The 21,937-nt window shown below is 63.3% G+C and carries 19 protein-coding genes and 1 pseudogene; 10 read left to right on the forward strand and 10 right to left on the reverse strand.

Annotated features, from left to right (window positions below):
• Positions 1 to 89: 89 nt before the first annotated feature.
• Both HAP40_RS26125 and HAP40_RS26130 read left to right on the forward strand, forming a co-directional pair.
• A pseudogene (locus HAP40_RS26125) lies at positions 90 to 438 on the forward strand (ADP-ribosylation/crystallin J1).
• Between the two features lie 358 nt (positions 439 to 796).
• On the forward strand, positions 797 to 1,198 hold the full coding sequence (locus HAP40_RS26130; protein WP_208024890.1) for a DUF930 domain-containing protein: 402 nt from the start codon (positions 797 to 799) through the stop codon (positions 1,196 to 1,198).
• Positions 1,199 to 1,294: 96 nt separating this feature from the next.
• Here HAP40_RS26130 and HAP40_RS26135 read toward each other — a convergent pair whose 3' ends face one another.
• Positions 1,295 to 1,654 (reverse strand): hypothetical protein, encoded by a 360-nt coding sequence (locus HAP40_RS26135; RefSeq protein WP_166815040.1) that lies wholly within the window; start codon positions 1,652 to 1,654, stop codon positions 1,295 to 1,297.
• Positions 1,655 to 1,929: 275 nt separating this feature from the next.
• On the opposite strand from HAP40_RS26135, the gene HAP40_RS26140 reads away from it, so the two are divergent.
• On the forward strand, positions 1,930 to 3,618 hold the full coding sequence (locus tag HAP40_RS26140; RefSeq protein ID WP_166815039.1) for a Na/Pi cotransporter family protein: 1,689 nt from the start codon (positions 1,930 to 1,932) through the stop codon (positions 3,616 to 3,618).
• A gap of 64 nt (positions 3,619 to 3,682) precedes the next feature.
• Here the strand turns inward: HAP40_RS26140 and HAP40_RS26145 are convergent, their stop codons facing one another.
• Complete coding sequence (locus HAP40_RS26145; protein ID WP_166815038.1) at positions 3,683 to 4,123, reverse strand: RbsD/FucU family protein; 441 nt, start codon at positions 4,121 to 4,123, stop codon at positions 3,683 to 3,685.
• A gap of 165 nt (positions 4,124 to 4,288) precedes the next feature.
• Between HAP40_RS26145 and HAP40_RS26150 the strand changes: the two genes are divergently transcribed.
• Positions 4,289 to 6,073, forward strand: a complete 1,785-nt coding sequence (locus tag HAP40_RS26150; protein ID WP_166815037.1) for a caspase family protein — start codon at positions 4,289 to 4,291, stop codon at positions 6,071 to 6,073.
• Between the two features lie 180 nt (positions 6,074 to 6,253).
• Here HAP40_RS26150 and HAP40_RS26155 read toward each other — a convergent pair whose 3' ends face one another.
• From HAP40_RS26155 to thiD, 4 genes are all read right to left on the reverse strand, one after another.
• Positions 6,254 to 7,237, reverse strand: a complete 984-nt coding sequence (locus tag HAP40_RS26155; protein WP_166815036.1) for a threonine/serine dehydratase — start codon at positions 7,235 to 7,237, stop codon at positions 6,254 to 6,256.
• Between the two features lie 64 nt (positions 7,238 to 7,301).
• Positions 7,302 to 8,345, reverse strand: coding sequence for a glycosyltransferase family 4 protein (locus tag HAP40_RS26160; protein ID WP_166815035.1), 1,044 nt, complete (start codon positions 8,343 to 8,345; stop codon positions 7,302 to 7,304).
• A 13-nt stretch (positions 8,346 to 8,358) separates the two neighbouring features.
• Positions 8,359 to 9,171, reverse strand: coding sequence for a UDP-2,3-diacylglucosamine diphosphatase (locus tag HAP40_RS26165; protein WP_166815034.1), 813 nt, complete (start codon positions 9,169 to 9,171; stop codon positions 8,359 to 8,361).
• A gap of 186 nt (positions 9,172 to 9,357) precedes the next feature.
• Entirely contained in the window at positions 9,358 to 10,158 is an 801-nt protein-coding gene (thiD, locus tag HAP40_RS26170; protein WP_166815033.1) for a bifunctional hydroxymethylpyrimidine kinase/phosphomethylpyrimidine kinase, read from the reverse strand.
• Positions 10,159 to 10,449: 291 nt separating this feature from the next.
• On the opposite strand from thiD, the gene HAP40_RS26175 reads away from it, so the two are divergent.
• The 4 genes from HAP40_RS26175 (at position 10,450) to HAP40_RS26190 (ending at position 16,022) form a co-directional block, all read left to right on the forward strand.
• Positions 10,450 to 12,429: a PAS domain S-box protein gene (locus HAP40_RS26175; protein WP_166815032.1), complete on the forward strand. Its 1,980-nt coding sequence runs from the start codon at positions 10,450 to 10,452 to the stop codon at positions 12,427 to 12,429.
• A gap of 104 nt (positions 12,430 to 12,533) precedes the next feature.
• Positions 12,534 to 12,779, forward strand: a complete 246-nt coding sequence (locus HAP40_RS26180; RefSeq protein ID WP_061878884.1) for an Lrp/AsnC ligand binding domain-containing protein — start codon at positions 12,534 to 12,536, stop codon at positions 12,777 to 12,779.
• Between the two features lie 588 nt (positions 12,780 to 13,367).
• Positions 13,368 to 14,237: a KPN_02809 family neutral zinc metallopeptidase gene (gene ypfJ, locus HAP40_RS26185; protein WP_246741316.1), complete on the forward strand. Its 870-nt coding sequence runs from the start codon at positions 13,368 to 13,370 to the stop codon at positions 14,235 to 14,237.
• 153 nt (positions 14,238 to 14,390) lie between these two features.
• A complete protein-coding gene (locus HAP40_RS26190; RefSeq protein WP_166815031.1) occupies positions 14,391 to 16,022 on the forward strand; it encodes an alpha/beta hydrolase in 1,632 nt (543 codons plus the stop codon).
• A 1-nt stretch (position 16,023) separates the two neighbouring features.
• Here HAP40_RS26190 and HAP40_RS26195 read toward each other — a convergent pair whose 3' ends face one another.
• The gene (locus tag HAP40_RS26195) at positions 16,024 to 16,953 is read right to left on the reverse strand and encodes a c-type cytochrome (RefSeq protein ID WP_166815030.1); all 930 of its coding nucleotides are present in this window, start codon (positions 16,951 to 16,953) and stop codon (positions 16,024 to 16,026) included.
• 153 nt (positions 16,954 to 17,106) lie between these two features.
• Between HAP40_RS26195 and HAP40_RS26200 the strand changes: the two genes are divergently transcribed.
• A complete protein-coding gene (locus HAP40_RS26200) occupies positions 17,107 to 17,523 on the forward strand; it encodes a CHRD domain-containing protein (protein WP_166815029.1) in 417 nt (138 codons plus the stop codon).
• 92 nt (positions 17,524 to 17,615) lie between these two features.
• Here HAP40_RS26200 and HAP40_RS26205 read toward each other — a convergent pair whose 3' ends face one another.
• Complete coding sequence (locus tag HAP40_RS26205) at positions 17,616 to 19,184, reverse strand: winged helix-turn-helix domain-containing tetratricopeptide repeat protein (protein WP_166815028.1); 1,569 nt, start codon at positions 19,182 to 19,184, stop codon at positions 17,616 to 17,618.
• A 171-nt stretch (positions 19,185 to 19,355) separates the two neighbouring features.
• Here HAP40_RS26205 and HAP40_RS26210 point away from each other — a divergent pair, with 171 nt between their 5' ends.
• The gene (locus tag HAP40_RS26210) at positions 19,356 to 19,607 is read left to right on the forward strand and encodes a DUF1127 domain-containing protein (RefSeq protein ID WP_166815027.1); all 252 of its coding nucleotides are present in this window, start codon (positions 19,356 to 19,358) and stop codon (positions 19,605 to 19,607) included.
• Between the two features lie 101 nt (positions 19,608 to 19,708).
• Here HAP40_RS26210 and HAP40_RS26215 read toward each other — a convergent pair whose 3' ends face one another.
• Positions 19,709 to 20,992: a cystathionine gamma-synthase family protein gene (locus HAP40_RS26215; RefSeq protein ID WP_166815026.1), complete on the reverse strand. Its 1,284-nt coding sequence runs from the start codon at positions 20,990 to 20,992 to the stop codon at positions 19,709 to 19,711.
• Positions 20,993 to 21,347: 355 nt separating this feature from the next.
• A complete protein-coding gene (locus tag HAP40_RS26220; RefSeq protein ID WP_166815025.1) occupies positions 21,348 to 21,794 on the reverse strand; it encodes a c-type cytochrome in 447 nt (148 codons plus the stop codon).
• Positions 21,795 to 21,937 lie beyond the last annotated feature (143 nt).

A 21,937-nucleotide genomic window follows, 5' to 3' on the forward strand; every position in this document is an offset into this window, starting at 1 on the left:
AGGCAATCCAGAGTGTCTCCGCGGTGACATTCTAGATCGCTTCGCTATGCTCGCAAGGACGGCCCCTCGTGCATCGGACTTCGCGAACCATGTCCCCCACCGAAGACACCCTCACCCTCTGGCGTCCCGTCGGCCCGAAGGAGCTGGATCGAGCGGTCGGGCATGCGCGCGTTTCCGCCGCGCCTGCCGGACCAGCCGATCTTCTATCCGGTGCTGACCGAGGACTACGCCGTCAAGATCGCACGCGACTGGAATGTCCCGGCGAGCGGTTCGGGCTTCGTCACACGCTTTGCGGTCAAGCGCAGCTTCATCGGAAAATACGACGTGCAGGAGGCCGGCGGACGCTCACATCTGGAGTACTGGATTCCGGCCGAAGACCTCGATGCCTTCAACGCCGCAATCGTCGGCTTGATCGAGGTGGTCCGCAGCTTCCCGTAACCGCGCGAATGATCGCGGACTGAGCTTGCTCTAGTCGTCCAGCTTTTCAGACGTAACCAAACCGGTCCTGGGATCGGCGCGAAACTCCATCTTCCTCCCGTTGTTGAGGCCTTCTCCCTCCCAGTGACCCATCATCAGCCTCAAGCTTTCTCACTTCGGTTCGGTGTCGCCCGATCGCGTGAGCTTTGCCCTGACTTGCTCATTGGCATCCAGTCTGAGCGCGGCTGATCCGCTCTCGCTCCGGCCGATGCTGCAGTCAGTGCGCCAAGAACCACTGCGATTATCAGGGTGGCGGAGTGAGTTTATTCTGGCTGAGAATCAAGCAGTTCGATTCGCGACAGGAAAGGCCGGAAGAATCATGACTCGTGCGATCTTTGGTGCGATTTTGCTGCTGGCAGCAAACGGCTCGGCTGTAGCGGGCAGCGAAGTTGGGGATCCCCGTTTCTACGATAGCTTGCGAAGGCTTGATCCGATGACACGGCTCGACCAGATTTGCGACTACGAAGCCATGCTTCGCATCGATCGAGATCCAAATCCCTATCATCCGGATCGCGCCAAGGCGGAAGTTCTTTCAACGCCTCGCCGGACCGCCGATATGGTTGCGACCGATGGTGGCGCGTTCCGAAGCGACGGGCGTTGGTACGCGCTGTCTTACACCTGCAAGACAAGTCCCGATCATCTCAGAGTGACCCACTTCAGCTACCAGATCGGCAAGCTGATTCCGTCGTCTGAGTGGTCCAAATACGGTCTGTGGCGCTAGACGGGTACGTTCCAAAGCAACTCGATCCGCGACACCGGATCGAGAAGGTTCAATGCGATGATCGAGCTATGCTCGCTTATCGCACGAAACCACCCATCACCCGCAATTCCACACCGCCCCGATCGGCGTCCGCGTCCAGCACGGGCCGAAGCTGCCGCCATTGTAGCGGCCGCCGCCGAAGCCGGGACGGCCGAAATAGCGCCACTCGCCATTCCAACGGTAATACTGGGGAACTGGGTCGATGTACCAATGGCGGCGGTCGTTTCGCGCAAGACGCCGCATCGCGTCCTTCTGCTTGTAGAGCGGAATGCTGTTGCTCAGCGGCTGCCGATAGCCCGGCAGGAAGCCGTAGCCTTTCCACACCGGCTTCGGACGCTTCTGAACGGGCTCGGCGGGCGCGACTGCGGGCAGCAGAGACAGAAAGACAGCAACGAATAGACACATAAGGCGGGACATGGATCGACCATAGACAGGCGGATGCGAGAAGGCCACTCAAATCCGAGTGCGGGGCTTTTCGCCGCCTCGATCAATATTTCGCACACGCAGCCACGCCGGCTTTCGCGGAATCATTATGCTTGGCTCGCGGCGATCGTGCGGCTGGACCGATCCTGACGACGTCCCCGGCTGATCACGCCCATCCGAAACGCGGGGAAGCCCGACCATCGCGCAATAATTGATCCGACCTATCAGCACTCCGTTGCTGTACTGTCGCCCTGTCGGAAGGAGCGCGCATGTCCACGGCGATCTCGACACTCGGCGGGGTGGGTCTCTTCCTGCTCGGCATGACCGTGATGACGGAGGGCCTGAAGACGCTGGCCGGCTCTGCGCTACGCACGGTGCTCGGCAAGGCTGCGTCGACGCCGCTGCTTGGCTCGTTTTGGGGGGGCGTGGTCACGCTGCTGGTGCAGTCCTCCAGCGCAACGACCATGACAACGATCGGTCTCGTCAGTGCCGGCCTCTTGACCTTCCAGCAAGGGTTGAGCCTCGTCTTCGGCGCGAATATCGGCACCACCGGGACCGGCTGGCTGGTCGCGCTGATCGGCGTCCGCGTCTCGCTCACGGCCGCGGCGCTGCCGATGATCTTCGTCGGCGCGTTGACCAAGCTTCTCGGCAAGGGACGAATCTCCGGGGTCGGCGCCGCGCTCGCCGGCTTCGGACTTGTGCTGTTCGGCTTGACGACCCTGCAGCAGGGCATGAGCGGGCTGGCTGAACGATTGCACCCGGCGGACCTGCCCACGGTCCTCGGCAGTCCCGGGGTGTCGTGGTTGTCGGGGCTCTTCGGCGTGCTGGCGCTGGTCGTGATCGGATTGGTCATGACCGCGCTGATGCAATCGTCGACGGCCGCGATCGCGGTGACCCTGTCCGCCTATTTCGCAGGTGCGGTCGGGTTGGACCAAGCCTGCGCCCTGATCATCGGCCAGAACATCGGAACAGCGACGAGTTCCGCCCTGGCCGCGATCGGCGCGAGCCCGACCGCGAAGCGGCTGGCCGTCGCCTACGTTCTTTTCAAGCTGATTGCCGCACTCATCGCGCTGGTGGCTTTTCCCGTCGTAACGCCCTTGCTGCTGCGCGCCTCGGACACGATCGACGGCGTCACGCTGCTGGCCGGCTACCACACCGCCTTCAACGTCGTCGGCGTCGCGGTCCTGCTGCCGTTGATCAACCCGTTCACGCGATTGGTCGAACGGATTCTGCCCGAGCGCGGCTCGGCGCTGACGCGATGTCTCGATCCTTCGGCGCTGGCGACCCCGATCGTGGCGGTGGAGGCGGTACGGCGCACGATCGCGCGCGTGCTCTTGACGGTGTGCGGTTCGGTCGAAGCGAAACTGGCCGGCGACGCTGGATCGATACGCCTGGGAAAGGACGCTGTATCCGTAAAGGAGGCGGCCGATGCCGTGCACCAAGCACAAATATTCCTCTCGGATGTAGCTGGACCGCCTGACACCGACGACGAGCAACAGCGTCTGACGAGCACGCTGCACGCCCTCGACCACGCGTCCCGGCTGACGGACCTCGCAGGTGGAGGAAGCAATTTCGCTACGGTGGCAGGCGGACCGGAGGACATCCGCGCCGCAGAGCTATGTGCCGAAGTCATGCGAAGCGCGGCCGCGATTGCGCGCGGCGTGGCGGCGCCGCCCCGCGTCGACGGATCGCCGCACTCCGTACCCGCCTTGCGTGCCGGCGACGCCATGGCCGGTCCGCGCGCCGACCCAACCGACGAGGCGATCGCAGAGCTCGAGCGTTGTACGACACAGCTCGCCGAAATGCTGCGCACCCATCGCAGTGCGACGCTCGGTGCGGTGGCCAATGGTACCCTGACCGCCGACACTGCCCTGCTTCGTGTCGAGGCGGTGCGAAACCTCGAAGCTCTGTCGCAGCACGCCTGGCGCTCGGCGGCTCATCTGGTGGGACGGGGCTAGCGCGGAGATATGTTCAAACAGCAGCCTAAAGCGCGATCACCGTTCGCCCCATTCTCATCGCGATTCAGATCACACCCTTCCTGATCAGGAAGCACCCATAACCCCTGCTGTCGCCGACCTGCACGACGCCAAAGCCCGCTGCCGCCGCGCGATAAAAATCCGGCCGCGAGAGTTTTCCGGGCGCGACCGGTTGACCGACGGCGCGTTCGATCTCCACGAGCACCGCGCGCTGCACGTCAGGCACGCGGTCGGGATCGTCGACCGGCATCATCACGCGCACCGGATCGGGATCGAAATCGTCGAGCGGATAGAGCGTCATGATGGCGCGGACCGCCGTCTCCATGGTCATGCCCGGCAGGTGGATCAGGCGCTGCGACGAGGTCGTGGCCGCAATGCGGGTCGCCGGGTGGTTAGCATCGACGACCACGAGGTCGTCGCCGTGCCCCATGGAGGCAAGCAGCCAGAGCAGGTCGGGCGTGAGGATCGGATCGATCGATTTCAGCATGTGACGGACTATCCTCCCAATCGATCATTCACCATAGCAGGTTCCCAGCGTGATTCAGATCACGTCCGCCGCCATGGTGACGGGGATCACGGACCCCAGGCTCGAACGCGGTCAGGCTTGCCCGCAACCAATCTCGCATCGAGATGAGTGCCAAAGGAGCACGCCATGTTCCGCCTAAAGCCTTTCCTGATGACGGCCAGCCTGCTGGGAAGCCTGTTCGGCTTCACCTGCGGGCCCGTTTCCGCGCAAGTCGCCCCGGTTCAGCCGGCCCCCACCGCGCTGCAGGGCCCGGAGCAGCGCGTCGCGCTGGTGATCGGCAATGCGAACTACAAGAACGCGCCGCAGCTCGCGAATCCCGACGATGACGCGCAGTCGATGGCGCAGTTCCTGAACTCTGCCGGCTTCGAGGTGGTCTCGGCAACCGATCTGACCCAGAACGACATGCTTCGCGTCGTCCAGGACTTTTCCGCCAAGGTCGCTTCGCGCGGTCCGAACACGGTGGCGATGGTCTATTACGCCGGTCACGGCGTGCAGCTCGCCGGTGAGAATTATCTCGTTCCCGTCGACGCCAAGGTCTCGAGCCCGACCGAGCTCGTCAACAATTCGGTGCGTCTGGTCGACGTGATGTCGACGCTGGAGACGATCCCGAGCCGCATGCGCATCGTCATCCTCGATGCCTGCCGCAACAACCCGTTCCCGGAGGTCAACGACGCCGGCCGGGGCTTGGCCATCGTCGATGCGCCGAACGGCTCGATCGTCGGCTACTCGACCGCGCCGGGCGCCGAGGCGCTCGACGGCACGGGCGGTCACAGCCCCTACACGCAGGCGTTCCTGAACGTCGCGCGCGAGCCCAACGTGCCGATCGAGCAGCTGTTCAAGCGCGTGCGGCTCCAGGTGAACCAGACCACCAGCGGCGCGCAGATCCCGTGGGAGAGTTCGTCGCTGACCTCCGACTTCACCTTCTTCGGCGACACCGCAATTGCCGCCAACCGCGCGCCGGTGAATACGCCCGTCGTGCAGATGGCCTCCAACCTGCCAAGCCGCTCGACCCGGCAAGCCTATGACTATGTCGTGTCCGAGGGCCGGCCGGAGTACTATCAGGAGTTCATCCGGATGTACCCGCACGACCCGCTGTGCGACCATATCCGCTGGCTGCTCAACAACCTCCTGCTCACGCAGGCCTGGCACAAGGCGGTGCTCGCGAACTCCCCGCTCGGCTACAAGAGCTTCTATGACAGTTATGGCAACAGCCCCTATGCGCAAATGGCGCTGAAGCTGCAGGCGCAGCCGAAGCAGATCCCGTTGCTGCAGGCGACCAAGTTCCTGGCGCCCCAGAACATCGCTCCGACGCTCAAGATCGGCAATCTCGGCCAGCCCAAATACATGCCGCTGATGCCGCAGGGCAATGGCGGTGCGCAGATGGGCGGCAACCTGCCGGTCCTGCAGAAGCCGCTCGACGGCAAGCTCGGCAATGGCGGCCAGATCGTCAATCTGCCGGGCGGCAACAACCAGCCAAACGGCACGCCGTCGCAGGCCCCGGGCAAGATCGTCACCCTGCCGGCGCCGACCAACGCGACCAAGACCAACGGCGGCATTGGCAAGATCGTCACCTTGCCGGCGACCAACACCCCGAATGGCAGCAATGCCAACGGCAAGCCGGGCAAGATCGTGAGCATGCCCGTGAATGTCGGCAAGGGTGGCTCGAACATCGAGTCGAAGCCGGTCAACGTTCAGACGCAGAACCGCCCGATCCGCATCAACAACGGTGTGAAGATCACGAACAATCCGGCGACCAGGGTGCAGGTGCAGAACAACGTGCAGAACCATCGCCCGCAGGTCAACACGATGCCGAGCCGCATGGTCAGCAGCAACAACAACTTCCGGCAGTCGATGAACCAGGCGCCGAGCATGAATGGCGGCGGCAACCGTCGCGGCGGCTTCATGCGCTGATTGCGCAAGGCGCGCACGACAAAGGGGCGGAACAGCGATGCTCCGCCCCGTCTTCGTCTCAGCTCCTAACGGGTTCATTCCGGGATGCGCCGAGAGGCGCAGACCCGGAAATCCATTATGCGGCAGCGTCGGTGGGAAGATGGAGTCCGGGCTCTCGCTTCGCGAGCCCCGGAATGACGACTAAGCCACCAGCTCGGCGAACAGATCCGCGTCGACATTGCCGCCGGAGAGCACGATGACGACGTTCCTGCCGGCGACGTCGAGGCGTCCGGCGAGCAGCGCGGCAAGGCCGACCGCACCGCCGGGCTCCACAACGAGCTTGAGCTCGCGATAGGCAAAGGCGACGGCCGCGCCGACTTCCTTGTCCGATGCGGTCACGCCGCGCGCGAGCAGCTTGCTGTTGATCGCGAACGTCATCTCGCCGGGCATCAGGGCCATCAGCGCGTCGCAGATGGTGCGGCCCGCCGGCGGATGCGGCTCACGGTGGCCTGCGGTCAGCGAAATGCCGTGATCGTCGAACGCCTCGGGCTCGGCCACCACGATTTGTGCCTGCGGATAACGTGCCTTCACGGCGGTGGCGACACCCGCGATCAGGCCGCCGCCCGAGGCCGGCGCCACCACGATGTCGGGGGCAAGGCCGAGGCCCGCCATGTCCTCCGCGATCTCGCGGCCGGCCGTGCCCTGCCCCGCGATCACGAAGGGATCGTCATACGGCTTGACCAGCGTCGCGCCGCGCTTCTCGGCGATGCCGCGCGAAATCGCCTCGCGGTCGTCGCGGTCCCGATCGTACAGCACGACCTCGGCGCCATAGGATTTGGTGCGCTCGCGCTTCGACAGCGGCGCATCCGCCGGCATCACGATGGTCGCCTGCATGTCCAGGATCTTTGCCGCGGCCGCCACGCCCTGGGCATGATTGCCCGAGGAGAACGCGACGACGCCGCCGGCCCGCTTGTCCTGCGGGATCGAGAACACCTTGTTGAAGGCGCCGCGGAACTTGAAGGAGCCGGTGCGCTGGAGCATCTCCGGCTTCAGAAAGACCTTCGCCCCGACACGCTCGTTGAGCACGGGAAAGGACAACAGCGGGGTGCGGATGGCGTAAGGCGCGATCACCCGCGCCGCGGCATCGATGTCGGCAGGGCCGACCGGGAGGAGCTGTTCGGACATGGCGCAATGTTATCGCGGCCAATGAGGGCCGGGCAAGACACCTCCGCGAGAGGTTTCTTCCCGATCAGGCCACAAAGCGCGGCTGTTCCCCGCCGTGTCGGCCGGGCAGCACCGCGCCGGCCGCCTGGATGCTGTCGATAAAGACCCGGGCCGAGGCTTCCCAGGTGTAATTGGCGGCGAAGGCCACGCAGTCCTGACGGGAAATGTCGAGCGCGGCAAGGCAGGCGTTGCGGAGATCGTGATCGAGGGCGCCGACCGGTGCTTGGCCGATCACGTCGCGAGGCCCCTTCACCGGGAAGGCGGCGACCGGCAGGCCGCTCGCGAGCGCCTCCAGCAGCACGAGGCCGAACGTGTCTGTCTTGCTCGGGAACACGAAGACGTCGGCCGCGGCATAGATTTCCGCCAGCGCCTCGCCGTGCTTCTCGCCGAGGAAAATCGCCTCGGGATAGGCCTCTTCGAGCGCGGCACGCGCCGGTCCGTCGCCGACGATCACCTTGGTGCCGGGCAGATCGAGGTCGAGGAACGCCTCGAGGTTCTTCTCCACGGCGACGCGGCCGACCGACAGGAACACCGGCGCCGGCAGGCAGAGATCGATGGGGCGCGGATGGAACAGCTGGGTGTCGACACCGCGCGGCCACAGCACGACATTGTCGAAACCGCGCTCGGTCAGCTCGCGGGCGAGCGCGGGGGTCGCCGCCATCACGGCGCGGCTGGGGCTGTGGAAACGGCGCAGCGCCCGCCAGATCAGCGAGCCCGGCACCGGCACCCGGGCGCGGACATATTCGGGAAAGCGGGTATGGAAGCTGGTCGTGAAGGGCAGCTTGCGCTGGCGGCAGTAGCGGCGGACCATCAGGCCGATCGGCCCTTCCGTCGCAATGTGGATGCTGTCCGGGCGCGCTTCTTCGATCAGCCTCGCGATCCGCGCCGGGCGCGGCATGGCGAGACGCACGTCGCGGTAGCTCGGCATGGCGAAGGTGCGAAACGATTGCGGCGTCAGGAACGTGAACTCGACGCCGAGGCTCTTGCCGGCGTCGGCGAGCTTGGTCAGCGTCCGAACCACACCGTTGACTTGCGGGTGCCAGGCGTCGGTCGCGACCAGAATGCGCATCAAGTGGCCCTTGTCATGCAGCTCTGGCTGCGACCTGAGGGACTTGTGCCGGCTTCTGCGACTGATCCGCCCAGGTGATGATCTCGAAATGGCCGTCGTCGTGCTCGACCAGCGCGGTGCAGCTCTCGACCCAGTCGCCGCAGTTCATGTAGCGGATACCGCCCTCGTCGCGGATGACGGCGTAATGGATGTGGCCGCAGATCACGCCGTCGGCGTCGTGGCGTCGTGCCTCGGCAGCGAGCGCCTGCTCGAACGCACCGATATAGTTGACGGCGTTCTTGACCTTCTGCTTGGCCCATTGCGACAGCGACCAATAGGGCACGCCGAACAGGCGGCGGAAGAAGTTGACGAAGCGATTCATCTGGATCGCGAAGTCGTAGGCCTTGTCGCCGAGATGGGCGAGCCAGCGGGCGTTCTGCACCACGAGGTCGAAGATGTCGCCGTGGATGACGAGATAGCGCTTGCCGTCGACGCCGGTATGGACGGTGTTCTCGACGACGTCGATGCCGCCGAAATGAGTGCCGTAATAGTTGCGCAGGAACTCGTCGTGATTGCCGGGAATGTAGATGACCTTGGCGCCCTTGCGCGCCTTGCGCAGCAGCTTCTGGACGAGGTCGTTGTGCGATTGCGGCCAGTGCCAGCTCGATTTCAGCGCCCAGCCGTCCACGATGTCGCCGACGAGATAGATGGTGTCTGCATCGTGGTAGCGCAGGAAGTCGAGCAGAAGATCGGCTTGAGAACCGCGGGCTCCGAGATGAACGTCGGAGATGAACAACGTGCGAAAGCGCCGCTCCGGGCTCTCGTCACTCACATCGTAACTTCCCATGCGCCAGCCTGTAACAATGTCCCGTGACAGGGGGATGACCGATTGAACCCTTGAGGCACCCTCAGATACGAATCAAACCTCGCCTCGCCCTGCCCGCGAATATCAGTCGCATGCGACAATCAGGCGACATGGCGCCGCAGGGAGTGCCGTAAGAACCCCACCTCCCTTTGAGGGCGGTGGCCATCCTCAATAAAATCTGTGGAGATGATGGATCGGCCCGTGGCCGTGACCGACGCTGAAACGGTCAGCGGCACCGATCGCCGCGCTGATCCAGGCCTTGGCATGGCGCACGGCCTGCTCGAGGTTCTCGCCCTTGGCCAACCCCGCCGCGACCGCCGACGACAGCGAGCAGCCGGTGCCATGGGTATTCGCGGTGGCGATGCGGGGCGCAGCGAGCGCGATGGTGTTGTCGGCGTCGACCAGATAGTCGACGCTCTCGGCGCCCACCCCGTGCCCGCCCTTCACCAGGACGGCACGGCAGCCCAGCGCCAGCAGGCGGCGTCCCTGGCTTTCGATCGCGGCCTCGCTGGCCGCGACCGGCTCGTCGAGCAGCGCGGCGGCCTCGGGCAGGTTCGGCGTGATCACCGACGCCAGCGGGATCAGCCTCGTGCGGAGGGCCTCGACGGCCTCGGCGGCCAGCAGCCGGTCGCCTGATGTCGCCACCATCACGGGATCGAGCACCACGTGACGGGGCGCCCAGCGCGACAGCGCGGCCGCGATGGCTTCGATGCTCGCGACCTGCGCCACCATGCCGATCTTCACGGCGCCGACATCGAGATCGGAAAACACCGCGTCGATCTGCGCGGTGACGAACTCCGCCGGCACCGCGTGAATGCCCGTGACGCCGCGCGTGTTCTGCGCCGTCAGCGCCGTGATCGCGGAGGCGCCATAGACGCCGAGCGCGGCAAACGTCTTCAGGTCCGCCTGGATGCCGGCGCCGCCGCTGGAATCGGAGCCGGCGATGGTGAGTGCGACCGGGGTCGTCATCGCGGAACGCATTTGCTTGAGGACAAGGTCATGACCTGTCCTAGCGCGACCGTGGAACCCCAGCAAGCGTGAGGGGGCGCAGCAACGATGATTCGCGGCAGCAGCTGCGTCTGCGACCCGCGCGGCATGGCCCGCGCAATCGTACGGCCTTGAAAAATCGAGCCTCGCCATAGCCTTGCCAGCCTGCCCTTGGCCTCCACAGCGATGAGTGAGACGTTAGGTGGTGAAATCGTCCAGCGACGCCAATTGCGCGAGCCGCCCCCCGGCTCGCACGTTTTCCCGGGTGGAATTATGTGGGCCTTTCTTGAACGTCTCCTCGACTCCTCGATGCTGTCGCCGCACGGCATCTGCCTGTTGTGGGAACCCGAGCTGATCTGGCTCCATGTCGTTGCCGACACCTGCATCGCGGCCGCCTATTTTTCGATCCCGTTTGCCCTCGCGATCCTCGTTACCAAGCGGCGTGACCTCAAATTCGGCTGGGTGTATTGGGCGTTCGCGATCTTCATCATGGCGTGCGGCCTGACCCACGTGCTGTCGATCTACACGCTATGGGTCCCGATCTACGGCATCGAGGGCATCGTCAAGGCGGCCACGGCGGTCGCGTCCGTCTTCACCGCCGCTGCGCTCTGGCCGCTGCTGCCGAAGATTCTGACGATCCCTTCTCCGTTCGAGCTTCGGCAGGTCCAGGCCGCGCTCGAGGAAGAGGAGATCAAGAGCCGCGACGCGACGCTGCTGCTGCAGCAGGTCGGCGAGGCCCAGCGCGCGATGCGCGACAGCGTGGCGCGTCTCACCGCGATCGTCGAGACCGCAGTGGACGGCGTCATCCTGTTCGACGCGCAGGACCGCATCCTGCTGTTCAATCCCGCCTGCGAGCGCCTGTTCGGCTATCGGGCAAACGAGGTCATGGGCCGGAACGTCGGCATGCTGATGCCCGAGCCGGCCGCCGGGTCCGACAATCCCGCGCGGCATTTTGCGACCGGCGGCGAGGCAGTCGGCCAGCACAGGGATGGATCGACCTTTCCGATGGACCTGTCGGTGGGCAAGGCGCGGCAGGACGGCGAGCTGATCTTCGTCGGCATCATCCACGACCTGACCGCACGCAAGCTGACCGAGCAGCAGCTGCAGCAGGCGCAGAAGATGGAAACGGTCGGCCAGCTCTCCGGCGGCATCGCCCACGATTTCAACAATCTGTTGACCGTCATCATCGGCAACGCCGAGCATCTCAGCGAGCAGCTCAAGGTCAGGCCCGACCTCAAGCGGTTTGCCGACGACATCTGCCAGTCGGGCGAACGGGGCGCCGAGCTGACGCAGCGACTGCTCGCCTTCAGCCGCCGCCAATTGCTCCAGCCGCAGATGATCGATTGCCGCGGCCTGCTCGATTCCATGTTCAAGCTGCTCAAGCGCACCTTGCGCGAAGACATCGAGATCAGGACGAGCTCCGGTCCCGGCACGATCATGGCATTTGCCGATCGCGCCCAGCTCGAATCCGCCGTGCTCAATCTCGCGCTCAACGCGCAGGACGCCATGCCCGCAGGAGGGCATTTGACGCTGAGCACGGAGCTGACCGCGATCGACGACGACTATCGCGCCCTGCACCCCGAGGTTGCATCCGGCGCCTACGCATTGATCTCGGTCACCGACGACGGCGAAGGCATGACGGTCGACGTCATCGCACGCGCCTTCGAGCCGTTCTTCACCACCAAGGAGGTCGGCAAGGGCTCGGGCCTCGGCCTTAGCATGGTCTATGGCTTTGCCAAGCAGTCAGGCGGCCATGTCTCGATCTACAGTGAGCCGGGCCTCGGCACGACGGTCCGGATCTACCTGCCGCACGCCGCCGCGGGGGAATCGCAGGCCGACCTTGCGGAAGGCGAGGACACAGCGCCGCGCGGATACGAGACGATCCTGATCGCCGAGGACGATCCCTTCGTTCGCTCCTCCGTCATTCGCAGGGTGGAAGCGCTCGGATATCGCGTCGTTGCGGCAGTCAACGGCAAGGAGGCGTTACAGCAGCTGCGCACCGACCCCGGCATCGACATGCTGTTCACCGACATCGTGATGCCCGGGGGCATGAGCGGCTGGGAGCTTGCCGATCAGGCGCGGCGGATTCGCCCGGGCCTGCCCGTCCTGTTCACCTCCGGCTATGCGCTGGAGACCCTGGTCGAGCAGGGCCGCGCGCATGCGCAAGCGATCGTGCTGACCAAGCCCTACCGCAAGGCCGAGCTCGCGCAGCGGCTTCGGGACGCATTCGCCGCGGCGGCCCTCGCCTCCTGAGCGCTGGACCTGCGCCTGGCGGCTTGTGCAGGCGGCCGCCCGCTTGCTAAATCCGGGCGGGTTTGGCCTATTAGCCGGCCAGATATGCTTTCGGAGTGACCGCGATGGTTCCCTTTTTCGTCCAGATCAAATGCAAGCTCGGCCAGTCCTATGTCGTCGCCAACGCGCTCGCCGAAGCCGAGATCGCCTCCGAGATCTACTCCACGGCCGGCCAATACGACCTCCTGGTGAAGTTCTACGTCGACAAGGACACCGACATCGGTCACTTCGTCAACGAGAAGGTGCAGGTGCTGCCGGGCATCCAGGATACCCTCACAATCATCACCTTCAAGGCGTTCGGCACCGGCTAAGGTGTGCAATCACAGAGAGCCGAATGGGAAGTCCGCTTCCGAGACAGCACAGCGGACCAATTGCACTCAAAGCGAGCTCTTCGGATTCTTACAATCGCAGACATCATCCAGCAGGTGACGCCCTCTCCCGCTGGCAAGGCTCAACGCGCTGCATGGATGACGGTCGCGTCGAACTCCACGACAAATGCGGTCGAGCGATCAATCCGCGGCATCAACCCGCTTGCCCATCTCAGCCAAGTTCAGTCAAAAAACGAATGGTCTCCAAGTGGTTGGGACCATTGCATGGTAGCCCGGGCGCTCCGCGGAGGAACAATTCGGCGGCCCGATCGCGTGCACTTATGCCGCGCTCAAAATGTGAAATAGTTCATTGAACCGACCACCCTGGAATGCTCTTTTCGCATAGATCGTGAGCGCGGGGGGCGGGCAATGCCCAAAGGACCGCTTGTTTCGATAGCAGTTGCTGTCTGGGTGCTTTGCACAGGCGGCCTAGCATGGGCGGTTCGCCCAGCACCGATAGACCCCGCAGCCATCCTCCGTACCCAGGTCGACAAGATTGGTCCGGGTTCAGTTGGCCTAGATCCTTCGGAAATGAGGGTCGGCTATCGCGAGCCATTAGCCGTCCCGCCACTCCAACGTCGTGGCGTGGCTCAAACTGAACAGATCGAGGCTGGCAGCTTCATGCGGGCTCGCCCATTCGGCGAAGGATTCACGGCAACATCGGGTCGCGATGACCGGCAAGCCGAGCGGCTTTATGCCGAGCTTCCAGCGAAGTCGGGCGAGCAGACCGGTGCACCGCGCGACAAAATGTATCTCTTCGTTTCGCGAGTTCTGGGCAGCACGGAGGATGTGTGGGAGGCAATCTTCGCGTCCGATCGCCTAACTTATCGGCCACCCCGTCTCGTCCTGTACACAAGCGCCACCAACGCAGCCTGCGGCTTGGCCGAGAAAATCATGGGACCATTCTATTGTCCTGATGATCAGAAAGTCTACCTCGACCTTTCGTTCTTCCAGGAGATGCAGACTGAACTTCGCGCCTGCGATTCGAGCGGCGCCGACTGTCAACTTCCTCAGGCCTATGTGATAGCCCACGAAATCGGACACCACGTTCAGAACTTGCTGGGAATTCTTCCAAGGGTGCGCGAGCTTCAAGCGAGCATGGAAACGGAGGCGGAGAGAAACCGCCTGCAAGTACTTCTCGAGCTGCAGGCCGATTGTCTCGCCGGCATCTGGGCGCGCAAAATTAAAGAGAAAGCGAAGATCACCGCGAGCGACATAGCAGCGGCGATTCGAACGACAGAAGCCCTAGGCAATGATACGTTGCAAAAACGTGCCTTGGGGTACGTCATGCCTGACTCGTTCACTCATGGCAGCGCTGCGCAGCGCCGTCATTGGTTCGATGTCGGTTACACAACTGGATTGGTGAAGAGCTGCAACACCTTTGCTGGAGCACGGCAATGAGGCCCGGGCTTCCCAACCCTCAACAGTCGATGTCCGACGACTGCATGCTACCGAGCTGGACCGCTGGCGCTACGGAAGCCGCCGCTGGACCAGGAGAAACTCTGCGACGAACGCCTGCCCGATCTCTTGCATATTCAGTTTGAGGGGAGTGCCGTGCCTCAGCATTGGTCGAAATACCTGGCTGTTTGGTCAATTGCTTTCGCAGCGAGCTTCGGGAGCAGCCACGCGCAACCGATCATCGCCGAGCGAGACGTCCTTCAGATTTGCGAGGCGTTCTCGAGGAAAGCCCCGGAGCAAATGCCGACAATTGTCCGGCCGGACGCTGCCAGGAATTTCGTTGGAAGATACGCGCGCTTTTCGGACCGGCTACGAGGCTGCCTATCGGCATCGGAGCGCGAGCGCGAACCAAATAGCGTGACTTTCTTGATTCAGAACACTCAGTACGAGAGTTACTGGAGGTTCTTCACTGACTCCAACTCGGTTCAACGGATTTCCATCGAGAGGTTCAGGCCCGTCACGCTGGCGGATGATGAGCCATGGCGCGCGCCTTTTTCTGCGGCGTTAGCCCCGATCAGGCCGACGATTAAAACCGGCGGCATCAAAGTCGACCCGGACATCCGAGGCGGCGCGATTCAGAAAGGGGATCAAAAAACAGCGAATGAGGCTAAAGATACGGACAAATCCTCGGAGAACCCAGCGCAAGACTCCAGAACCGACACACGCATAGTCGAGTTTTTCTATGCAACGAACCGCAAAGAGTCGGATACTCCCCCCGATGTCGAAGGCAATCCCCAGCCCGCACTCACAAGCGATGGACCTCCTGTCTACAGCTTAAACGGTTGGACTGCTGTCGGCGGCTATACAGGCGAGCGCAACCCTGATCTGAGCGTCGGGATCGTTCGCGTCCGGGTGCCTGAGGGACACCACATCGGAAACCTGGAATTGCCCCCGAGCCTTAAGCTCTTCGGATTCAAGTTGAGAAGAGACACAACTGACCCAACCAAGCACTTTACGATTCGGAGCATCGAGAAAACAGACGAAGCGAAATGGATAAAGACGCTGGCATCAACAAAGAAGAAAAAGGCTCTCGTGTTTATCCATGGCTTCAACACCAAATTCCGCGACGCCGTCTTCCGGGCAGCGCAGATAACTTGGGACCTTCAGTTCAGAGGCACCACAATCCTATTCTCGTGGCCGTCTCGCGGAGACATCGCGGACTATCTCTATGACAAGGAAAGCGCGTTGGGTTCGCGCACGGCCTTTCTTCGCGTCATCGACGATCTTTACAAAGCCGGATATGACGACATCGATGTGATAGCTCACAGTATCGGGAACTTGATCGCAGTCGAGGCGCTATCAAACAGCGCCGCGACACGATCACCCAAAGCCATTGCGCAGTTGATCATGGTCGCGCCCGATGTGGACCGAGACATGTTCGTTCAAGGCATTTCCGGCGCTGCAAAGGTCACCAAGGGGCTCACACTTTACGCCTCCAAGAACGACAGGGCCTTGCAGCTATCGAAGCGTATTGCCGGGGGTGTCCCGCGCGCAGGGGACGTACCTGAAGCCGGTCCGGTCGTTTTGCCGGGACTTTGGACGATTGATGTCAGTCTCATTGGAGATGAATTGTTCGGGTTAAATCATAACACGTTCGCCACTACGCGAAATGTGCTCAACGATCTTGCGATACTCCTTATGGAAGGCAAGCCTCCACCACGGCTAATTGAAGTCCGGGGCTTCCCTGAGCCTCCCCAGAAAGCCGCGTACTTCCGCTACATACCCTAGACTAGCTCCCCTGCTTGCGCTTCGGCGGCGTCGGCCCATCCACCGGCGGCAGCGATTTGAGATAGTCCGCCATCGCTGCGAGATCTGAGTCCGGCAAGAGCGACGTGTTCTTGATCACGCGCGTCATCGCGCCGCCGACGCTGTCGCCATCGGGCAATTCGCCGGTCTTGAGGAAATAGGCGATATCCTTCGCGCTCCAGTCGCCGAGGCGTTTCTGGGTGATGTTGGGCACCCAGCCCTCGCCTTCCGGATTGGGGCCGCCGGCAAAGCGCTCGCCGGAGATGATGCCGCCGAGCGCATTGCGCGGGCTGTGGCACTCGGCGCAATGGCCGAAGCTGTTCACGAGATAGGCGCCGCGCTTCCATTCCGCCGACTTCGCGCCGTCGGCGACGACGACGGGCTTGCCGTCCATGAACAGAAATTTCCAGATGCCGATGTTGCGCCTTACGTCGAACGGGAAGCTGACGTCGTGGTCACGCACTTTTCCTGCAACGGCCGGCAGCGTTTTCAGATAGGCAAAGAGATCGAGCACGTCCTCGCGCCTGGCGCGCTGATAGGAGGTGTAGGGAAACGCCGGAAAGTAGTGCTGCCCGGACGGCGAGACCCCATGCATCACCGCATTGACGAAATCGGCGTCGGTCCATTTGCCGATGCCGTCGGCCGGATCGGGCGAGATGTTCGGCGCGTAGAACGTTCCGAATGGCGATTTGATCGCGACGCCGCCGCCCAGCTTCAGACGATCGGGCTGATTGGGAACCGCATGGCAGGACGCACAGCCGCCGGCGTTGAACATCACCTCGCCATTGGCAATGTCAGGCGCACGGGGCGGCGCGGTGCTCGCAGCCGCCACCACCGGCGCGCTGAGCCACCAATAGACGCCGGCAGCGGCGATCGCGACGAGCAGCGCCACGAAAATTGTTCGTTGCAACATGCTGATCCCATTTCTCGTGCGGCCAACCTATGACCGATCCGCGTGCGGCTCCAGCCACGAAGAATTTAGCCCGCCCTGGCCGGAAACGGGAATAAACTGAAATGCGGACTGTTGGAAGTTTATAGTCCGAAGGGGTTCAGCAGGGAGTACGTCATGAACAAGACCGTCATCGCCGTTTTGGCGCTGGGAGCCGTCGCATTTGCAGGCCCGGCCAGCGCCGAAAAGCTGAAAGCAACGCTCGACGGCAAGTCCGAGGTGCCGGCGACGACCACCAGCGGCACCGGAACGGCCGATCTCAACTACGATGCCGCCAGCAAGAAATTGTCCTGGACCGTCACCTATTCGGGCCTCTCCGGCCCTGCCACCGCCGCGCATTTCCACGGGCCCGCCGAGGCGGGCAAGAACGCCGGCGTTGCCGTCGCGATCCCGAATGCAGCCGCGAGCCCCGTCAAGGGCGAAGCGACGCTCACCGACGCGCAGGCCGCCGATCTGCTCGGCGGCAAGTACTACATCAACATCCACACGGCGGCGAACCCGGGCGGCGAGATCCGCGGCCAGGTGATGAAGTAGGCTGAAACGCCGCTTCGTCGCGGAAAGGCCGGACGCCCCGTTGGGAGCGGCCAGCCTTTTCGATTCCACACGCCGCGAGCTGGCGCGCGCGTTCATTCCGGCATGCCGGCAACCCGGAGCGCTTGAGCCAGCTTTTCGACGTCTTCCGGTCGGCGGTATCGCCACGCGTACGCATCGATACGTTTATTGGGAAATAGTTGCATCGCACGGTCGCAAATCCGCCGAGCTTCCCCAACCCGGTTTAACGCCGCATGGCACGCTGCCAGAATGAATAGCGCGGGCGGAAAGTTCGGCATCAACCTGATCGCCGCTGCCGCGCAAGCCAAGGCGTCATCGTTACGGTCAGCAAAAAAATGAGCGAAGGCCAAGCCCGTCTGGGCGTTGGCGCTTCCATGCGGATGAAGCGGATTCAAACGCAATGCGGTGCTGAATTGCTCGATTGCGGCGTCACCACGACCAAGCCAAAGTTGGCTCCACCCGTACCAATGTCGTGCGACAACGAGATTGGGATCCAGCTTTATCGCGCGCACGAGAAGAGCATCGCCTTCCTCGACTTCGCCTGCCACCAGGCAGAGCGCGTGTCCGGCCATCGCAAGAACCGACGGATCATTCGGGTCAAGCTCGACCGCCCGCCTCGCCAGCCGCTGGGCTTCGCCGCATTCGCGGGCCGTATCAGTGACCCAGTCGAAAACGTTCCTCAGGACATGACAACGGGCGCCGAGCGCATATGCGCGCGCAAATTCTGGATCGATGTCTCGGGCCGTCTTTGCGAGCTCCATAGCCTCGACGCTCGCCTCCTCCGTGAATCTGAAGAAGGCGGCGAACGCCCGGAGATAATAGTCGTAGGCCTGTAGGTTGTCTGTGGGTTTGCGCTGGGCACGCTCGATTTCGGCGCGTTCCAGTCGCGGGGAGATCGCGCCGATGACGCTGCTCGTCAGCCGATCCTGCAGGTCGAAAATATCTTCGGTCTCACTGTCAAACCGGTCTGTCCAGAGATTCAGGCCGGTCGCCGCGTCGATCAACTGACCGCCGATCCGGACTCGATTGCCGGCCTTGCGCACGCTGCCTTCGAGCACGTAGCGAACGCCCAGTTCCTGACCGATCTGTTTGACGTCGATCGCCCTGCCCTTGTAAGCCAGAGTCGAATGTCGTGCGATGACGAACAGAGACTTCGACCGCGACAGTCCCAAAATGATGTCCTCGACCATACCGTCGGCAAAATAGTCCTGCTCCGGATCCGGGCTCAGATTGACGAATGGAAGGACCGCGATCGAGGGCTTGTCGGGAAGCGAGAGCGCAGGTTTCGGCCTCTCGGCTCCGCCGTCGGCGACCGCTGTGCCCTCGGCGGCAAGGGTTTCCCGCACCGTACCGACGAAGCGGAAGCCTCTGCGTGGTAGTGTTCTTATCAGCCGCTGCTCTTCGCCGGAATCCCCGATCGCGCATCGCGCACCGTTGAGGCGGGTCGTCAGCGCAGCATCGGACACACAGCGCCCCTGCCAAATGGCATCGATGAGTTCATCCTTGCCTACAACGCGCTCCCGGTTGCGGATCAGGTAATCGAGCAGATCGAACACCTGTGGCGCAACCGAGATCCGATCCGCGCCGCGATGCAGCTCTCGCCGACCGGCGTCGAATGCATACTCCTCAAAGAGATAGCGCAAGGTGCGAATCCCTGGAGTGAGCCCTCCGGGGGCGACCCCGGGTGGGCGTTTTGGCCCGCTGGACGTCGCAAGAATAAGCCGCCGGTACGGAAAAAGTAAGCCGCTGGTCAAGCACGCGTGTCGGTCTTCGGGCACCTTCTCGGGCTGGAAAACTCCCTTGGAGGCGCTGCAATGACCATGATCCAAGGTACAATGTGGCCGGAGCGGACGTCCGTATCGACCCGGCGTGTCCACAGCCTGATCCGGAAGTATTGGGATGCCTTTCTGGCACATCGCGATCGCCGGAATTTGCGCGGCACGTTGTCCGGTTTGAGTGACCGCGAACTGATGGACATCGGCACGACGCGCGGCGAGATTGATTACGTTGTTTCCAACTGCGATATCGACCCACGAGACATCGTGAGCCATTCGCGCGCCGCGTAAGTGGGAGCCAAACGACCTGCCAGGAGATACCAGCCCGACCGACGGCCTGGCACGACCTCGTTGCGTTGTAGGCTCGCTTCGGCAATGTCGGGGCTACGCCTTCAAGCCGCGTTCAGCGCCTGCGCGAGGTCCGCGATCAGGTCCGACGGATTCTCGATACCGATCGACAGCCGGATCGTGGAATCGAGCACGCCGATCTTCTGGCGGATCGCGGCGGGAACGCCGGAATGGGTCATGGTCGCCGGCAGGCTGGCCAGCGATTCCGTGCCGCCGAGGCTGACCGCGAGCTTGAAGATCTGGAGCGCATTGAGAAATCTGACGGCCGCGTCCTTGCCGCCGACGATGTCGAACGAAAAGGTGGAGCCGGCCCCCAGGCACTGCTGCGCGAACACGCGTCCGGCGGGCGAGCTTTCCTCGTGGTGGCCGAGATAGTGGACCTTCGCCACCTTGGCGTGATCGCGCAGATAGTCCGCAACGAGACGCGCATTCGCGTCGGCCTTTTCCATGCGCAGGCTGAGCGTCTCCAGCGACCGGTTGATCATCCAGCACGAGTGCGGATCGAGCTGGGTGCCGATGGCGCCGCGCAGCGCCTTGATGCCTTTCATGAGCGCCTTCGAGCCGAGGGCGGCACCCGCAATCAGGTCGGAATGACCGCCGACATATTTCGTGAGCGAGTACAGGGAAATATCCGCGCCGTGCTCGATCGGCCGCTGAAACACCGGTCCGAGCAGCGTATTGTCGCAGGCGATGATCGGCGGGTCGCCTTGCGCCTTTCCGATCGCCTCGGCGACACGGCGCATCATCGCCACATCGACCAGCCCGTTGGTCGGATTGGCGGGGGTTTCGATCAGGATCATCGAAACCCGCCCCTTACCCATGGCGTCCTCCGCGGCCTGCTTGACTGCCGCCTCGTCGATGCCGTCGGCGAAACCGACGGCGCCGATCGACAGACGCGCAAGCGTGTTCGTCAGCAGGGTTTCGGTCCCGCCGTAAAGCGGCTGGGAATGCAGGATGACGTCGCCGGGGCGGACGAAAGCCAGGATCGTGGTTGCGATGGCCGCCATGCCGGATGAGAACAGCGCGCAGCTCTCGGTGCGTTCGTAGATCGCGAGCCTGTCCTCGACGATTTCGCTGTTGGGGTGATTGAAGCGCGAATAGACTAGGCCCGCGCCCATGCCTTCCGGCGGCTCGCGCCGGCCCGCGACGAAGTCGAAGAAGTCCTGGCCGTCATCGGCGGTCTTGAACACGAAGGTCGAGGTCAGGAACACCGGCGGCTTGATGGCGCCTTCCGACAGTTGCGGATCATAGCCATAGGTCAGCATCAGGGTTTCCGGATGCAGCATGTGGTTGCCGATGTGGGTCTTCGACGGGAACGGTTTTGCCATGGCCTGTCTCGCTGTTGATTCGCTCGCGGCGCTTTGATCTTTCGCGATGATGAAGCAATCTGAAGCGTAGGCGCTGGTTCCGACAGCTCACGTCAGCGCCGCGGCAACGACAGCAAAGATAGCCACTCCGCCTGCGAAACGTCAGACCCTGCGCACGGAATTCCCCGTTGACCTGCGGGCCGGCATCGACTGATCATGAGTCGTCGCCCGGATGAGCGAAGCACATCCGGCTCAATCCATCGGCTCGCTGGTCTCCCCGGATATCGCTTCGCTCATCCGGGCCAGGATCTGAGGCAACAGGAAGGGCGGCTGCTTCCGCAACCGCCCTTCCTGGATTCGAGGTCGCCCGACTTCCTCAGCCGTTCTTGATGCGATAGGTCTCGTGGCAGGCGCCGCATTCCTTGCCGATGGCGGGCAGGTTCGCCTTGAGCGAGTCGAGATCCTTGACCTTGCTCTTGGCTTCGCCGACGACCTTGGCAAAGCTCGCGATCTTGGCATCGAAGCCGGCCTTGTCCTCCCAGACTTTCGGCGAGGCGCTGTAATCGCCGTCGAGCTTCACGCCCTTGGCGCTGGCCGGAAACAGGTTCGGCAGTTTCTTGGCGGTATCCTCGAATTGCGCCAGTGCGCTGTTCACCGTGGCCTGGTCGTAGGGCTTCTCGCCCTTGACGATCGCGGACATCGCGCCGGCGTTCCTGCCGTTGCCCTTCATCAGGGTCTGAACCTCCTTGACGGAGTCCTGCTGCGCCCAAACGGCCCCCATACCAAGCAGGAGCGTGCCTCCGACGATCAACACTCGCTTCATCGCAAAATCCCTTTTCCTGAGCAGGATCGTGCCGACCCCTCAATGGGCGAACACCACCTGGCAGAGTTCATTCCATCCAAAGCGCGACGACAGATCGTCGCGCTTTGGATTGTTGGCTGAGCAGGGTGTTCCGCACACGCTCC

The organism is Bradyrhizobium sp. 1(2017), assembly GCF_011602485.2.
In the GTDB taxonomy this organism is placed as follows: domain Bacteria; phylum Pseudomonadota; class Alphaproteobacteria; order Rhizobiales; family Xanthobacteraceae; genus Bradyrhizobium.

Excerpts from the sequence above, each read along its gene's own strand:
- HAP40_RS26220 (WP_166815025.1), bottom strand. The coding sequence starts at position 21,794 with ATGAAGCGAGTGTTGATCGTCGGAGGCACGCTCCTGCTTGGTATGGGG.
- HAP40_RS26150 (WP_166815037.1), top strand. The coding sequence starts at position 4,289 with ATGTTCCGCCTAAAGCCTTTCCTGATGACGGCCAGCCTGCTGGGAAGC.
- HAP40_RS26155 (WP_166815036.1), bottom strand. The coding sequence starts at position 7,237 with ATGTCCGAACAGCTCCTCCCGGTCGGCCCTGCCGACATCGATGCCGCG.
- HAP40_RS26210 (WP_166815027.1), top strand. The coding sequence starts at position 19,356 with ATGACCATGATCCAAGGTACAATGTGGCCGGAGCGGACGTCCGTATCG.
- HAP40_RS26165 (WP_166815034.1), bottom strand. The coding sequence starts at position 9,171 with ATGGGAAGTTACGATGTGAGTGACGAGAGCCCGGAGCGGCGCTTTCGC.
- HAP40_RS26200 (WP_166815029.1), top strand. The coding sequence starts at position 17,107 with ATGAACAAGACCGTCATCGCCGTTTTGGCGCTGGGAGCCGTCGCATTT.
- ypfJ (WP_246741316.1), top strand. The coding sequence starts at position 13,368 with ATGAGGGTCGGCTATCGCGAGCCATTAGCCGTCCCGCCACTCCAACGT.
- HAP40_RS26215 (WP_166815026.1), bottom strand. The coding sequence starts at position 20,992 with ATGGCAAAACCGTTCCCGTCGAAGACCCACATCGGCAACCACATGCTG.
- HAP40_RS26160 (WP_166815035.1), bottom strand. The coding sequence starts at position 8,345 with ATGCGCATTCTGGTCGCGACCGACGCCTGGCACCCGCAAGTCAACGGT.
- HAP40_RS26140 (WP_166815039.1), top strand. The coding sequence starts at position 1,930 with ATGTCCACGGCGATCTCGACACTCGGCGGGGTGGGTCTCTTCCTGCTC.
- thiD (WP_166815033.1), bottom strand. The coding sequence starts at position 10,158 with ATGACGACCCCGGTCGCACTCACCATCGCCGGCTCCGATTCCAGCGGC.
- HAP40_RS26180 (WP_061878884.1), top strand. The coding sequence starts at position 12,534 with ATGGTTCCCTTTTTCGTCCAGATCAAATGCAAGCTCGGCCAGTCCTAT.
- HAP40_RS26135 (WP_166815040.1), bottom strand. The coding sequence starts at position 1,654 with ATGTCCCGCCTTATGTGTCTATTCGTTGCTGTCTTTCTGTCTCTGCTG.
- HAP40_RS26130 (WP_208024890.1), top strand. The coding sequence starts at position 797 with ATGACTCGTGCGATCTTTGGTGCGATTTTGCTGCTGGCAGCAAACGGC.
- HAP40_RS26195 (WP_166815030.1), bottom strand. The coding sequence starts at position 16,953 with ATGTTGCAACGAACAATTTTCGTGGCGCTGCTCGTCGCGATCGCCGCT.
- HAP40_RS26145 (WP_166815038.1), bottom strand. The coding sequence starts at position 4,123 with ATGCTGAAATCGATCGATCCGATCCTCACGCCCGACCTGCTCTGGCTG.
- HAP40_RS26175 (WP_166815032.1), top strand. The coding sequence starts at position 10,450 with ATGTGGGCCTTTCTTGAACGTCTCCTCGACTCCTCGATGCTGTCGCCG.